At 49.9% G+C, this 16,134-nt stretch carries 4 protein-coding genes and 1 tRNA gene; all 5 read left to right on the top strand.

All coding sequences use genetic code 11. The features are described from left to right. Positions 1-221: 221 nt before the first annotated feature. The 5 genes from B9Y59_RS00985 (at position 222) to B9Y59_RS00965 (ending at position 14,885) form a co-directional block, all read left to right on the top strand. Positions 222-2,132, top strand: a complete 1,911-nt coding sequence (locus B9Y59_RS00985) for a glycoside hydrolase family 13 protein (RefSeq protein ID WP_085531253.1) — start codon at positions 222-224, stop codon at positions 2,130-2,132. A 265-nt stretch (positions 2,133-2,397) separates the two neighbouring features. Beyond that, positions 2,398-2,474 (top strand) — tRNA-Arg (locus tag B9Y59_RS00980). 426 nt (positions 2,475-2,900) lie between these two features. Beyond that, positions 2,901-4,634: a hypothetical protein gene (locus B9Y59_RS15580; RefSeq protein ID WP_085531251.1), complete on the top strand. Its 1,734-nt coding sequence runs from the start codon at positions 2,901-2,903 to the stop codon at positions 4,632-4,634. A gap of 80 nt (positions 4,635-4,714) precedes the next feature. Continuing rightward, on the top strand, positions 4,715-6,778 hold the full coding sequence (locus tag B9Y59_RS15575) for a hypothetical protein (protein ID WP_085531249.1): 2,064 nt from the start codon (positions 4,715-4,717) through the stop codon (positions 6,776-6,778). A 391-nt stretch (positions 6,779-7,169) separates the two neighbouring features. Beyond that, positions 7,170-14,885: a glycoside hydrolase family 2 TIM barrel-domain containing protein gene (locus B9Y59_RS00965; protein ID WP_085531247.1), complete on the top strand. Its 7,716-nt coding sequence runs from the start codon at positions 7,170-7,172 to the stop codon at positions 14,883-14,885. Positions 14,886-16,134: the final 1,249 nt, after the last annotated feature.

Genomic DNA, 16,134 nt, shown 5'->3' with positions numbered 1-16,134 from the left:
CATTTTCCTACCAATTCTCGGATCAAAAATGGATTCCGGGCCCGCCGCCGGGCGCCTCACGGCGCTCGGCACAAAAGCTGTGCACAGCTTTTGTAATGGAACACGGCGTGTTCCATGGCGGGCCCGCTTTGTACGGTAAATGTGGTAAGTCCCGAGAAAGATATGGTACTAGAGGATATCAATACAACGATTCTATTGTTCATTTAAAAGGGGAGAACACGATGTTCAATTCACGCAATCCAGCTTACCGAAACCCAACGGGCGCAGTGCCCGCAAAATCACCGGTTCATTTCCGCATCAACGTTCCGCGCGATTTAAAATGCTCTGCGGCGCGTCTGGTGGTTCAGGACGACAACTGGGGACAAACGGAAAATTTCGGCATGTTCTGGTGCGGTATGGATGGTGAAACCCATGAATGGTGGGAATGCCACTTCACGCCGAAGGCGCCTGGACTGTATTTCTACCGCTTTTACATCGACACATGGCGCGGTACCTTGGAACTAAAAAAAGGATTTGGGGGTGAAGGGTCCACTGAGTCGCACAATGGCCCGTGGCAACTTACCGTCTATGACCCTGCATTTGAAACCCCCAAGTGGTTGTCCGGCGGAATTATGTACCAAATTTTTCCGGACCGCTTTTATAATTCGGGTACGCCGAAGGCAAATGTGCCCGAAGATCGTAAGTTACATGAACAATGGGGTGAACAGCCAGACTGGCAGCCCGATGCACAGGGAAAAATCACCAATTCCGATTATTTTGGCGGTGACTTAAAAGGCATTGAAGAAAAACTTCCCTATTTGAAATCGCTCGGCGTGACCTGTATCTATCTCAATCCCATCTTTGAGGCGCATTCCAATCACCGTTATAACACCGCAGATTATTCCAAAGTCGATCCCCTGCTTGGCACAGAGGCCGACTTCCAGCATTTGTGTACGGCGGCGAAAGCACACGGGATGCATATCATTCTGGACGGCGTATTTAACCATACCGGCAGCGACAGCATTTACTTTAACCGTGAAAAACGCTATTCGGTTCAAGGCGCCTACCACTCGCAGCAATCCCCCTATTTTTCCTGGTACAATTTCCATCCCTGGCCCGATCACTACGACTGCTGGTGGAATTTTGATACCTTGCCAGACGTCAACGAGTGTGACCCTTCCTACAATGACTATATCAACGGGGAACATGGAATCATCCGCAAATGGTTGGCCCTTGGTGCAGATGGATGGCGTCTGGATGTCGCCGATGAGTTGCCGGACGAATTTTTGGAAAACCTGCGAGCAGCAGCGAAAGCAGAGAAACCCGGCGCCGTTGTTTTGGGGGAAGTCTGGGAAGATGCTTCCAACAAGGAAGCCTATGGACAGCGCCGTAAATATTTCCAGGGGCATCAGCTCGACAGCGTGATGAATTACCCCTTCCGCAATGCCATTCTGGGTTTCCTGACTGGGGCAGACGCCTCCAACATGATGGAAATCATTATGAATATCGTGGAGAATTATCCTCCTCAGGTTTTACGCATGTTGATGAACCACATCGGTACACACGATACGGAACGGGCAATCACCGTATTGGCCGGGGAACCGATGCATAATCACGGCCGTCATTGGCAGAGTACCACCCATCTCACCCGTGAACGCAGGCGAAAGGGGTTGCGTCTACTGCGTTTAGCCGCATTGATGCAGTACACGCTGCCGGGAATTCCCTGCATTTACTACGGGGATGAAGCTGGTCTGGAAGGATACCGCGATCCCTTTAACCGAGGCTGCTATCCTTGGGGCAAGGAGGACGAGGAACTGATCGAATGGTACCGCCATCTCGCCAAACTTCGTAACGCATGTCCATGTTTAAAAGAAGGCGCGCTTTATCCCCTGATGGCAGGGGACCATTGTATGGCTTATGTGCGTGACGACGGAAAAGAGCGCCTGTTGGTCGCCATCAACGCTGGGGCACAGGATCACTGTATCTATCTTCCCCCAGAATGGCAGGAGGCAGATCCAATGATTGGTAAATTACCAGACGACCGCAACGCACTTTCCCTTGCACCTCTTGAATGTACCGTTCTAAAATGGGCTTATCCAACAGAAAAGGAAATGCCAGCTCAACCAGCTCCCGGTCCAAAGGATCTTCAATAGGCCGGCCGAAAGCCGCATTTTGCTTTTCCTATATAGGGTTTAGGGACAATGCGGTCTCTGCGCTTTGCTATCAAGTTTTCCTACGTTTTGTACTTCTTTACAGAATGGTATTTTTCTTTTGGGTGGCCGGATGGAAGACGATTTTCCCTCTATTAAAGATTTTTCTAAGCAACCGACAAATAATTGGAAGAATTTTTAAAAAACCCCTTGTAATTTTCGGACAAACATGCTATTATACTATGGCAGCTTTAAGTAAGCTGCTTATGCGCTCGTAGCTCAGCTGGATAGAGTGTCTGACTACGAATCAGAAGGTCAGGGGTTCGAGTCCCTTCGGGCGCGCCATAAAAAACCAACTTAGTGCTTGTCGCTAAGTTGGTTTTTTTATTTTCTCCGCTACCTCATCCTCCAATCATGCTTCGCCTTCCGGGGCTCGCGTTCTTGGGAAGGGACGTCGTCGGAAAAACGCTCCACAGGAGCCTTTTTCTCTCCTCTACTTCGGGCGCGCCATAAAAAACCAACTTAGTGCTTGTCGCTAAGTTGGTTTTTTTATTTTCTCCGCTACCTCATCCTCCAATCATGCTTCGCCTTCCGGGGCTCACGTTCTTGGGATGGGACGTCGTCGGAAAAACGCTCCACAGGAGCCTTTTTCTCTCCTCTACTTCGGGCGCGCCATAAAAAACCAACTTAGTGCTTGTCACTGGGTTGGTTTTTTTATTTTTTCCGCTGCCTCATCCTCCAATCACGCTTCGCCTTTTGAGGCTCGCGTTCTTGGGAAGGGACGTCGTCGGAAAAACGCTCCACAGGAGCCTTTTTCTCTCCTCTACTTCGGGCGCGCCACAAAAAAACAACTTAGTGCTTGTCACTGGGTTGGTTTTTTTATTTTTTCCGCTGCCTCATCCTCCAATCACGCTTCGCCTTTTGAGGCTCGCGTTCTTGGGAAGGGACGTCGTCGGAAAAACGCTCCACAGGAGCCTTTTTCTCTCCTCTACTTCGGGCGCGCCACAAAAAAACAACTTAGTGCTTGTCACTGGGTTGGTTTTTTTATTTTTTCCGCTGCCTCATCCTCCAATCACGCTTCGCCTTTTGAGGCTCGCGTTCTTGGGAAGGGACGTCGTCGGAAAAACGCTCCACAGGAGCCTTTTTCTCTCCTCTACTTCGGGCGCGCCACAAAAAAACAACTTAGTGCTTGTCACTGGGTTGGTTTTTTTATTTTTTCCGCTGCCTCATCCTCCAATCACGCTTCGCCTTTTGAGGCTCGCGTTCTTGGGAAGGGACGTCGTCGGAAAAACGCTCCACAGGAGCCTTTTTCTCTCCTCTACTTCGGGCGCGCCACAAAAAAACAACTTAGTGCTTGTCACTGGGTTGGTTTTTTTATTTTTTCCGCTGCCTCATCCTCCAATCACGCTTCGCCTTTTGAGGCTCGCGTTCTTGGGAAGGGACGTCGTCGGAAAAACGCTCCACAGGAGCCTTTTTCTCTCCTCTACTTCGGGCGCGCCACAAAAAAACAACTTAGTGCTTGTCACTGGGTTGGTTTTTTTATTTTTTCCGCTGCCTCATCCTCCAATCACGCTTCGCCTTTTGAGGCTCGCGTTCTTGGGAAGGGACGTCGTCGGAAAAACGCTCCACAGGAGCCTTTTTCTCTCCTCTACTTCGGGCGCGCCACAAAAAAACAACTTAGTGCTTGTCACTGGGTTGGTTTTTTTATTTTTTCCGCTGCCTCATCCTCCAATCACGCTTCGCCTTTTGAGGCTCGCGTTCTTGGGAAGGGACGTCGTCGGAAAAACGCTCCACAGGAGCCTTTTTCTCTCCTCTACTTCGGGCGCGCCACAAAAAAACAACTTAGTGCTTGTCACTGGGTTGGTTTTTTTATTTTTTCCGCTGCCTCATCCTCCAATCACGCTTCGCCTTTTGAGGCTCGCGTTCTTGGGAAGGGACGTCGTCGGAAAAACGCTCCACAGGAGCCTTTTTCTCTCCTCTACTTCGGGCGCGCCACAAAAAAACAACTTAGTGCTTGTCACTGGGTTGGTTTTTTTATTTTTTCCGCTGCCTCATCCTCCAATCACGCTTCGCCTTTTGAGGCTCGCGTTCTTGGGAAGGGACGTCGTCGGAAAAACGCTCCACAGGAGCCTTTTTCTCTCCTCTACTTCGGGCGCGCCACAAAAAAACAACTTAGTGCTTGTCACTGGGTTGGTTTTTTTATTTTTTCCGCTGCCTCATCCTCCAATCACGCTTCGCCTTTTGAGGCTCGCGTTCTTGGGAAGGGACGTCGTCGGAAAAACGCTCCACAGGAGCCTTTTTCTCTCCTCTACTTCGGGCGCGCCACAAAAAAACAACTTAGTGCTTGTCACTGGGTTGGTTTTTTTATTTTTTCCGCTGCCTCATCCTCCAATCACGCTTCGCCTTTTGAGGCTCGCGTTCTTGGGAAGGGACGTCGTCGGAAAAACGCTCCACAGGAGCCTTTTTCTCTTCTCTACTTCGGGCGCGCCACAAAAACCAACTTAGTGCTTGTCACTGGGTTGGTTTTTTTATTTTTTCCGCTGCCTCATCCTCCAATCACGCTTCGCCTTTTGAGGCTCGCGTTCTTGGGAAGGGACGTCGTCGGAAAAACGCTCCACAGGAGCCTTTTTCTCTCCTCTACTTCGGGCGCGCCACAAAAAAACAACTTAGTGCTTGTCACTGGGTTGGTTTTTTTATTTTTTCCGCTGCCTCATCCTCCAATCACGCTTCGCCTTTTGAGGCTCGCGTTCTTGGGAAGGGACGTCGTCGGAAAAACGCTCCACAGGAGCCTTTTTCTCTCCTCTACTTCGGGCGCGCCACAAAAAAACAACTTAGTGCTTGTCACTGGGTTGGTTTTTTTATTTTTTCCGCTGCCTCATCCTCCAATCACGCTTCGCCTTTTGAGGCTCGCGTTCTTGGGAAGGGACGTCGTCGGAAAAACGCTCCACAGGAGCCTTTTTCTCTCCTCTACTTCGGGCGCGCCACAAAAAAACAACTTAGTGCTTGTCACTGGGTTGGTTTTTTTATTTTTTCCGCTGCCTCATCCTCCAATCACGCTTCGCCTTTTGAGGCTCGCGTTCTTGGGAAGGGACGTCGTCGGAAAAACGCTCCACAGGAGCCTTTTTCTCTCCTCTACTTCGGGCGCGCCACAAAAAAACAACTTAGTGCTTGTCACTGGGTTGGTTTTTTTATTTTTTCCGCTGCCTCATCCTCCAATCACGCTTCGCCTTTTGAGGCTCGCGTTCTTGGGAAGGGACGTCGTCGGAAAAACGCTCCACAGGAGCCTTTTTCTCTCCTCTACTTCGGGCGCGCCACAAAAAAACAACTTAGTGCTTGTCACTGGGTTGGTTTTTTTATTTTTTCCGCTGCCTCATCCTCCAATCACGCTTCGCCTTTTGAGGCTCGCGTTCTTGGGAAGGGACGTCGTCGGAAAAACGCTCCACAGGAGCCTTTTTCTCTCCTCTACTTCGGGCGCGCCACAAAAAAACAACTTAGTGCTTGTCACTGGGTTGGTTTTTTTATTTTTTCCGCTGCCTCATCCTCCAATCACGCTTCGCCTTTTGAGGCTCGCGTTCTTGGGAAGGGACGTCGTCGGAAAAACGCTCCACAGGAGCCTTTTTCTCTCCTCTACTTCGGGCGCGCCACAAAAAAACAACTTAGTGCTTGTCACTGGGTTGGTTTTTTTATTTTTTCCGCTGCCTCATCCTCCAATCACGCTTCGCCTTTTGAGGCTCGCGTTCTTGGGAAGGGACGTCGTCGGAAAAACGCTCCACAGGAGCCTTTTTCTCTCCTCTACTTCGGGCGCGCCACAAAAAAACAACTTAGTGCTTGTCACTGGGTTGGTTTTTTTATTTTTTCCGCTGCCTCATCCTCCAATCACGCTTCGCCTTTTGAGGCTCGCGTTCTTGGGAAGGGACGTCGTCGGAAAAACGCTCCACAGGAGCCTTTTTCTCTCCTCTACTTCGGGCGCGCCACAAAAAAACAACTTAGTGCTTGTCACTGGGTTGGTTTTTTTATTTTTTCCGCTGCCTCATCCTCCAATCACGCTTCGCCTTTTGAGGCTCGCGTTCTTGGGAAGGGACGTCGTCGGAAAAACGCTCCACAGGAGCCTTTTTCTCTCCTCTACTTCGGGCGCGCCACAAAAAAACAACTTAGTGCTTGTCACTGGGTTGGTTTTTTTATTTTTTCCGCTGCCTCATCCTCCAATCACGCTTCGCCTTTTGAGGCTCGCGTTCTTGGGAAGGGACGTCGTCGGAAAAACGCTCCACAGGAGCCTTTTTCTCTCCTCTACTTCGGGCGCGCCACAAAAAAACAACTTAGTGCTTGTCACTGGGTTGGTTTTTTTATTTTTTCCGCTGCCTCATCCTCCAATCACGCTTCGCCTTTTGAGGCTCGCGTTCTTGGGAAGGGACGTCGTCGGAAAAACGCTCCACAGGAGCCTTTTTCTCTCCTCTACTTCGGGCGCGCCACAAAAAAACAACTTAGTGCTTGTCACTGGGTTGGTTTTTTTATTTTTTCCGCTGCCTCATCCTCCAATCACGCTTCGCCTTTTGAGGCTCGCGTTCTTGGGAAGGGACGTCGTCGGAAAAACGCTCCACAGGAGCCTTTTTCTCTCCTCTACTTCGGGCGTGCCACAAAAACCAACTTAGTGCTTGTCACTGGGTTGGTTTTTTTATTTTTTCCGCTGCCTCATCCTCCAATCACGCTTCGCCTTCCGGGGCTCGCGTTCTTGGGATGGGACATCGTCGGAAAAGTACTACTTTTCATCCATTCACATCTAACTTTTTATCAATTCCTCCCGTCAAAAGAAGAGAATACAATGGAATTGTTGTATTCTCTTCTTTCTGAGCGTTTTCCCATAATTTGGATACAAAAAATTAAGCGAATAAAATAATTACAAACGATCAAGAAAAATACATAGAAAAATTTGTGATAAAGTTTAAAAGTACTATACTATTCGCCGAAAAGGAGGTGGCCGATCTTATTCTATTAGGTTTTGTGTGATGTTGGGAAGAGAGATTATTGAAAAGGAGAAGAATTATGAAACAGCGAAAGATCGCTTGGCTGCTGGCAATAACCATGCTGTTCAGCGGGACAGGCCTTGGAAATGTTGTTTCCATGGCAGCACCCGCCGAACCGGGCGTTCAGTGGACGGGCAGTGAGTGGACAGGACAGCCCACTCAATTCCAAGTAAACCGAGAGCCGGCACACACGACATTCATTCCTTATGACACGGAAGAGAAAGCACTCGCCCGATCCGAGGAAAACTCTGCCTATTACCAACTCCTCAACGGGGAGTGGGCCTTTCAGTATGCGGAAAAACCTGCGGACCGAAACACGGAATTTTATAAAGAGGATTACAATGTCAGTGATTGGGATACCATTCAGGTCCCTGGCAACTGGCAGACACAAGGGTATGACAAACCAATCTACACCAATTCCACATACCCATGGACATTAAACGGTGGTGGTAAAAACGACTCTACCAATGCCACTGCACCTACGGAATATAATCCGGTCGGGTCCTATCGTCGGAGCTTTACCGTAGAACCAGAGATGTTAGAAGGTGGCCGACAGGTCTTTATTTCCTTCCAAGGTGTAGAATCCGCATTTTATCTTTGGATCAATGGTTACCAAGTCGGCTACAGCGAAGACAGCTACACCCCAGCCGATTTTAATATAACGCCTTATTTACATGAGGGGGAAAACTCTGTATCCGTACAGGTTTACCGTTGGTCGGACGGCAGCTACATGGAGGATCAGGACTTTATCCGTTTGAGCGGAATCTTCCGCGATGTGTATTTGTATTCCAAAGATGAGGTCGAAATCTTCGATTATGAGGTCACTACGGATCTCGACGACCAGTACGAAAATGCACAGTTTACGCTCTCTATTAAAGCACGCAAGCTGGCGCAAAACGCGCCCGATGGTTATACAGTTCACGCTCGCCTGTTGGACGACGCACAAAATGCCATCGTTGAGCAGGATTTCCCGATTCAATTTGGCAGCAATGTCGATGAAATGGGACATGCGGTCTGTACCATGGACTATGAACAGATGGTGCTATCTCCAAAGCTATGGAGCGCTGAAAAGCCAAATTTATACACACTGGTCCTTGAACTGCGTGACGAAACCGGCGCCAGTGTAGAATTTGCCAGTTCTCGAATTGGGTTCCGTGAAGTGGAGCTGCGCGACAACACGGGTCTATTTGTGAATGGGCAGAACGTCATTATCAAGGGATTCAATCGCCACGAAACGTCTCCGGATACCGGCCGCACGGTCAGCCATGAACTGATGGAACAGGACATCATCCTGATGAAGCAGGCCAATGTCAACACCGTCCGCACAGCGCACTATCCCAATGACACTTACTGGTATGAGCTGTGTGACGAATATGGGATGTATGTCATCGACGAGGCAAATATCGAAGCCCACGGGGCTATGCATAAAATTCCCGGCGATGACGAAGAGAAATGGGGCGCTGTCCATCTGGACCGTATGAAGAGTATGGTTGAGCGCGATAAAAACCATCCGAGTGTTATTATGTGGTCGTTGGGCAATGAATCTGGCGCGGGAGAAGTTTTCCAAACCTTATACGATTGGACCAAAGCGCGCGATGCCACCCGGCCTGTCCATTACTTCAATTCCAGAGGAGACGGTAACGCCGATTATTCGGATACCCGCTCCTCGACCTATCCGTCTGTAGATGGGTCTTTCTCCGGCCGCATCAGTTTGCCGGAGGTTGCAACCGATAACAATCCAAAGCCGTATCTTGCCCATGAATATGCACACTCCATGGGCAACAGCACAGGTAACCTCCAAGAATATGTGGATGTATTTGAAAAGTACGATAAGTTGATCGGCGGCTGTATCTGGGATTGGGTAGACCAGTCGATCCGCGTTGAACTGGGCGGTGAAAAGAAAAACGTCCTGACTGACAGCAGCCCCAATAAGTTGCAAGCCGATTTCACTGGTTCCCTTGTTGCTGGAAAAGATGCGGACAATGCCCTCAAAGGTACTGCGGAACTTCCTGCTGACGCAGTATTTGACACAACGGGAAGTTTTACTGTAGAGGCGTTGGTCTGCCAGACCGGTAAGAACAGCGAGGGATATGATACCATCCTTGCAAAAGGTAACGAACAACTCACACTGCAATATACCAAAGGAAATCTGGAATTCTGCTTTAAAAGTGGAGGTTCCTGGGTTTCCGCAACTGTCCCTGCGCCTGCGGATTGGCTGAATCACTGGCACCGTATCACCGGTGTGTTCTGTGCAGAGGACAGCACTTTAAAGATCTACGTCGATGGCCAAGAGATCAAGTCTGTGTCCACTGGTGGTAAAAATGTACGCAATACCAACACGTATGCTGTGACAATCGGAGAAAATTTGGAACGTCCTGGCCGCGAATTTACCGGTTTGATCGACGAAGTGCGTATTTACAACCGTGCTTTGACTGCACGGGAGGTTGAACAGGCAAATATTTCTGCCGCTGATGAATCCGTCCTATTCTGGTGCGACTTTAATGCAGTGGATTCAGAAAACAAGCTGATGGATGCTGGTCCAAAGGGGCTTCATGCTACTTATAAGGGGACCTTAGAAGCCCGCGGCGGCATTGGCAACGGCACAGCCCTGGAAGGTACCGCTACATTGCCAGCCAGCGAAGCACTTAATTTGACCGGCAGTTTGACGCTGGAAGCGCTCGTCTATCCAAAGAAAGTTTCGGGTAGCACGAACGGCGCCATCGTGACGAAGGGCAACAGCCAATATGCAATGAAATATATCGGCGACACGGCCCAAAATAAAAGCGTCATAGAATTCTTTATCTACGATGCCACAGCAACCGGCAGTTCGAGCGCCAAGTGGATCAGCTTGGAAGCTCAGGTTCCAGCCGACTGGTTTGAGAACTGGCATCAGGTGGTATCGACCTTTGATGCAACGGCCGGCACCATCAACATTTATATCGATGGGGAACTGGCAGCCAGCAAAGAAGTCAGCCAAAAGACCATCTCCACCAATGACTATGCGGTTGCCATTGGTACGGATACCGAACGTACCGGCCGCGAATTCCAAGGAAAGATCGATAACGTGCGCATCTATAACCGTGCACTTTCGCCCGAGGAGATCTGTGATGAAGGCCGTACCCCGAACGACGAGGGCGTCGTCCTTTGGATGGACTTCAACTCCATTACCGAAGTGGACACTGGTGAGAATGAACAGTCCTATTTCGGTTATGGCGGCGACTGGGGCGACAATACCAATGATGGCAATTTCTGCAGCAACGGCGTTGTTTTTCCCGACCGCACTTTGCACCCTGCATACCAAGAGGTTAAAAAAGCGTATCAGGGTGTAAAACTTACGGCAAAGGACCTGGAAGCCGGCGAAATTCAGATTGAAAATCTCCTCGAATTCACCAATTTAAATGAATACGAGGGAATCTGGACTCTGTATAACAACCATGAAAAAGTTCAGTCCGGCGTCTTGTCGGACGATCAACTGGACATCGCAGGCGGTGAAACCAAGGTGGTCACCATCGGTTACCATGCGCCCGAATCCGTCCGTGAAGGCAGCGAGTTCCTACTAAACATTGCGTTCCGTCTGAAAGAAGATACCCTTTGGGCGGACAAAGGCACCGTCGTAGCTTTCGAACAGTTTGAATTGGGTTTTGATGCAACAGAACCCGGTGAGGCATTGGATACCTCTCTGAAATTTACGGAAGTGAGTGAATCTGGAAACCAGTTGACTGCAAAGGGAGAAGGATTTGAAGTCACTTTTGACATCCAAAAAGGTGAATTGACCTCCTTTAAGAACAATGGCAAAGAACAGATTTATCGTGCACCGGAACCGAATTACTGGCGTGCCCGAATCGATAATGGGACGATTAATACCAAGTATCGCGATCCGGCAACTACTGTAGGCGAGGTACAGGTCGAGAAATCAGAGAACAAAATTGTCGTTACCGTGCCGCTCTCCTATTCTACTCTGAACAACTCCACCAATCAGATTACATACACGCTTTACCCGACAGGCGACCTTGTGGTCAACAGCGTATTCGACTCGAAAGCATCCGAAATGTTGGGCCGTGTCGGTATGAAAATGGAGCTGCCTGCGGGTTATGAAAATATCACGTATTATGGCAGAGGTCCGGAAGAAAACTACATTGACCGAAATACCGGTTCCTTGATCGGCGTATATGACAACACCGTAGACGGTATGTTTGTCCCCTATATGAAACCCCAGGAGAATGGCAACCGTACGGATGTCCGCTGGGTCTCCCTGACCGATGAAGAGGGCGACGGCCTTCTGTTCTCAGCCGATGTTCCCATGGAATTCGGCGCCCTGCACTATTCCGCTTCTGAACTGAACAGCAAAGCCCATCCCTATCAGTTGACCCGCTCCGATCAAATCTATTTGACGTTGGATTACATGCAAACCGGCGTTGGCAATGGAAGCTGCGGCCCAACTATGCTGGAAAAGTACAAGGTCAATTCCAACAAGCAGTACACGTTTACCTATCGAATGCGTCCTGTCACCGGCGAGACAAACTCGGTCGAACAGAAAATGGCACAGGCACAAAAGGCGATTATCACCCAGACACTCAACGGCATCGAGGTGGATGGACGCCCCCTGCCCGATTTCTCGCTGGATAAACACACATACACCATCCCCTACCTGAGCAACCGCACAGAACTCCCTCATGTGGAAGCGGTTCCTGCACACTCCTCCATTTCCGCCAATGTAAAACAGCCCACATCCTTTGATGACACGGCAGAGGTCTATATCGATGATTTGGAAGGGAATCCACAGGTGTATACCATCCACTTCACAAAACAGGATGAGATTCCTTTGGAGAATGTGGTATGGAAATCCGCGACCACCGGTTGGAAAGAGATCACCAAAGGGACCAACCTTGAAGGCGATCCTATGGAACTGACCGTCAATGGAGGGCGCAAGCAATTTTACAGTGGATTAGGGGTCCATGCAGCCTCTGAAATTGTCTACGACATTGAAGGCCTCGGTTACGACATCTTCGAGACGTATCTTGGTCTGGATTGGTTGGGGAGTGTCGCCAGCGACGGCTCTGAATCCCGCGGTGAAGCCCGGTTCGAAATCTGGGTGGACGGCGAACAGGCCTACATCTCCCCCGTTATGACACAGGACACCGAAGCGGAACACGTTCGTTTGAATATCATTGGCGCTAAGGAACTCAAACTTGTGGTCGATCCACTGGGGGCCAATGCACACGATCACAGTGACTGGGCCAACGCCAGGTTCCTCCCCAGAGGGGAAGGCGATCTGGAACAAATCGAAGTCACCGGCCTACCCGAACAAATTCAGTTGAAAAAGGGTTCTTCTTATACACTCTCTGTGGAGACCGTTCCCGCAGATGTAACCATCTCCTACGGCGTGGCATCTACGGATAACGCACTTTCCATACAGAACAACCAGATCACCGGCGAACAGACTGGACATTCTGAAGTTCTGGTCTCTCTCAACAAGGAGGGCTTTGAGTCCCAGTATTATTCCATCCCTGTCAGCGTCTACGAGGAGGAGCCGACCATCACCGCTGTTCAGAAAGAGGCTGTCGCTACCCTTGTGGGCCAAGCGCCAAACCTTCCCGAAGAGGTCCGTGTCACATATTCGGACAATACGAGCGGTATGATTGGTCTGAAATGGGCCGATATAGCATCCAGTGACTATGCCCAGGAAGGCTCCTTCACGGTAGAAGGCACTGTAGAGGGCACCTCCATCAAGGCCATATGTACCGTTGACGTTCATAAGACCAATGTTGTTTCCACAGTAGAGGAAAGCCGCGTTTCGGCGCCGCTCCAAGGAACGGCTTCTCTGCCGCAGCAGGTGACCGTCACCATGGCAGACGGCGCACAGGAAGCCCGTGCTGTCTCGTGGGACGATCCCAGCAGCGCAACGTCCATTCTCGGCGAACACGTCCTCACCGGTACAGTGGAAGGCACCGATCGTCCGGCAGTCTGCCGCCTGTATGTATACAGCGACATCAATCTAGTTTCTGAAATTGCAGCCACTACGGCCGAAACCACGGCCGGCGTAGCCCCGGTTTTGCCGGAATCCGCTGCTGTCACCTACGTAGACGGTACTGAAGGAACCCTCCCCATCGTCTGGGAGGAAATCCCCGCGGAAGCCTACCAACAGGAAGGCAGCTTTACGGTATATGGCTATGCGGATGGGTTCGGTGCGCAAGCATCCTGCACTGTGACGGTTTCCGGTTCCACGGACCCCGATCAAAAATACGCATTCACAGCCAACTTTACTACCAATGCACAGGTTACTGTAAACGGCGAAGATGCAACAATCGCAAACCTGACCGGCCGGTATATGTCCTCCTTCAAGCCGGGCGACACTTATACGCTCGTCTTTGCCCCCAGAGTGGAGGGCAAGGAGTTTTCCAATGTCCTGGTCAACGGCGAGGATTACAGCGATCAAATCGTCTTTGATGAAGAAACACATACTTCTTCCTTTACCTATGAAGGGGTTATGAGTGCTGCGGAACAGACCCTACAATTTACTTTCACCACTGTGGACAAACAGATTCTTCGCACAGTCATCGCGGTTGCAGAGGGTCTGGCTGATGGCGATGAATACCATGCTGCCATTCCAACTGTACAAAAAGTATTTGACCGTGCATTACAGGCCGCAAAGGATGCAGAGGGCAATCCGAAGGCCAGTCAAGAGGACATCAACAACGCATGGAGCGGCTTGCTCGACGCGATTCATCTGTTGGGCTTTGCCGAAGGCGATACTACCGAACTGGAAGAATTGCTTGGCATCGCCGGTTTACTGGGAGAAGAGGACTATACTTCCTCCAGCTGGTCGGCACTCCAAGCTGCAATGGAACAGGCGCAAGCCCTGTTGCAGGACGATGAACCGCTTCAGGCGGATGTCGAAAAAGCGTACGATGTTCTGTACGAAGCTCTGACCGGCTTACAAGCCGTAGCCGATACCACCCATCTACAGGCCGTCGTCCATGCGGCTGAAAACATCGACCTTTCGGACTATCTGGAAGTTGGGCAGGAAGAATTCTTATCCGCGCTTGAAGCGGCCAAAACGGTTCTGGAAAACAGGGACGCCACACAAGAAGAGGTGCAGAACGCTGCCGAGGAACTGAACTGCGCCATGGCAGCCCTGCGGAAAATCCCGTCGCGCGAGGAACTACAGGACTTGATTGACAAAGCGGAAGCAATCGATCTGGACAAATATACCGACCTAAGTGCGGCAAGTTTGCAAGCAGCCCTGCGCGTCGCGAAGGCCGTTGCCGCAGATCCCCATGCAAGCAACGAGGAACTCGCTTCAGCATACACGGCCGTGCAACATGCGTGGGATGGCCTGGTAAAAGCCGAATCTCCTCAGCAGCCGCAGAAACACTCCAGCGGTTCTGCCTCCGCAAACCGTTCCAATACATACGGTTCCAGTGGGATCGCCCTTGTGGCAGCCGCCCAAAACATGGTCACTCCGGCAAGCGTACGCAGTGACACGACCACGGACTTCACACTGCTGCATGGCAACGCATATTGCTTCAAGATGACCCTGGTCAATGGAAGCGGTCTGGTTCCGAGCTTCACCGTAGGCAACGGAAGCGTTCTGAAAACACAATTCCTGACCCAGATTGGAAACGATTATTATTATAGAATTTGGGCCATTGGGAATCCGGGCGATCGCACGGGCGTGTACACAACATTGCCCGGCCAAAACGCTGTCAAGCATTGTACGGTTACAATTGGCTGAATGCTATCGCACAAGAATCCAAAGCCGCCAAATAAACTTGTAACATAAGGTACGGAAAGTTCCATTCGGACAGAAGGTATCCGGCATAGATGGTGCGGTCAATCTTAGATGCAAAGGCAATCTATAACCAACATCTATGCCTAGATCCCAGCAAAAGGGTCCATCCGCTTTTAAATTTGAAAGCGGATGGACCCTCTCTTTTGATCTCCCGGGAAAACGTTGAACAGATCACTCCGAAATCAGGGCGGACGTAGCAAAACGGCTCCCTATCGAACGGAACAAGGACCTCGTAAATCCCTATTGCATAAAGAATGCGTTCTATACGATACAACTTTTCTGAAAACGTTTCCAAAGAGATTCTCTCATCATATAGGCCTCGAGAATTTTTGGGGATTTCAAGCGGTTCGTACCTTACATTTTTTTATTGTCTCATTTCAAGATAAGCGCTTCTAAAATAAACTTTGGCAGTTTTTCCAAAGGTATATGTCGATTGAAGTGCAATCCTATCATAAAATATGAGACCATTTACATGGGGGAACCTATCGACAACGGTATGGAATCCCATCCAAAAAGCTCAAAATTGGGTATCTGGCACAAAGCTTGTGAGACGCATTCCGTATTATGTAATGGATGTATCCTATCGCACGATCCTGACCATGGGGGATGGACAACGGTAAAATCGAAAAGTTCTGACGAGCATGCGGCTTTGGACGACACATTACATGGATGCTCCTCTAAAGCTAAGGATTTTCGACCAGTTTTGATTTTAATGAATATTCCAAGGACTTGATCGGCAGCGTATGAACAAACGTCTAATGATCGGCTATTTTGAGAATATGCGCGGTATTTGGCAGAAGCATCGAAAAGCGTAATAGATCTTCATTTCAGAACCCGTTGAAAATGAACCAGAAATCTCCCCATCAATATTTTTAACAGGGACAGCCGCCGCAAAAGGCAGGGTATCCCTATCGCTATTAAAAGTCGGTTTTTGTGGCGCACCCGAAGTAGAGGAGAGAAAAAGGCTCCTGTGGAGCGTTTTTCCGACGACGTCCCTTCCCAAGAACGCGAGCCCCGGAAGGCGAAGCGTGATTGGAGGATGAGGCAACGGAGAAAATAAAAAACCAACTCAGCGACAAGAATTTTTTACAATTTATGAAAAAGCCAGAGCGTCATTCTAAATCTTTGTTGATCGAGCAAGCAACGGCTTCACAGCTGTTACTTGATTGTACCAACAAAGGGGGCGGGAGAA

The organism is Anaeromassilibacillus sp. Marseille-P3371 (assembly GCF_900169665.1).
Taxonomy (GTDB): domain Bacteria; phylum Bacillota; class Clostridia; order Oscillospirales; family Acutalibacteraceae; genus Anaeromassilibacillus.
The sequence above is the reverse complement of the archived record's forward strand: the minus strand, read 5'-3'. Positions and strand labels throughout refer to the sequence as shown.

Bases quoted from the DNA above. Each gene is read 5' to 3' on its own strand.
- B9Y59_RS00985 (WP_085531253.1), top strand. From the start codon at position 222: ATGTTCAATTCACGCAATCCAGCTTACCGAAACCCAACGGGCGCAGTG.
- B9Y59_RS00965 (WP_085531247.1), top strand. From the start codon at position 7,170: ATGAAACAGCGAAAGATCGCTTGGCTGCTGGCAATAACCATGCTGTTC.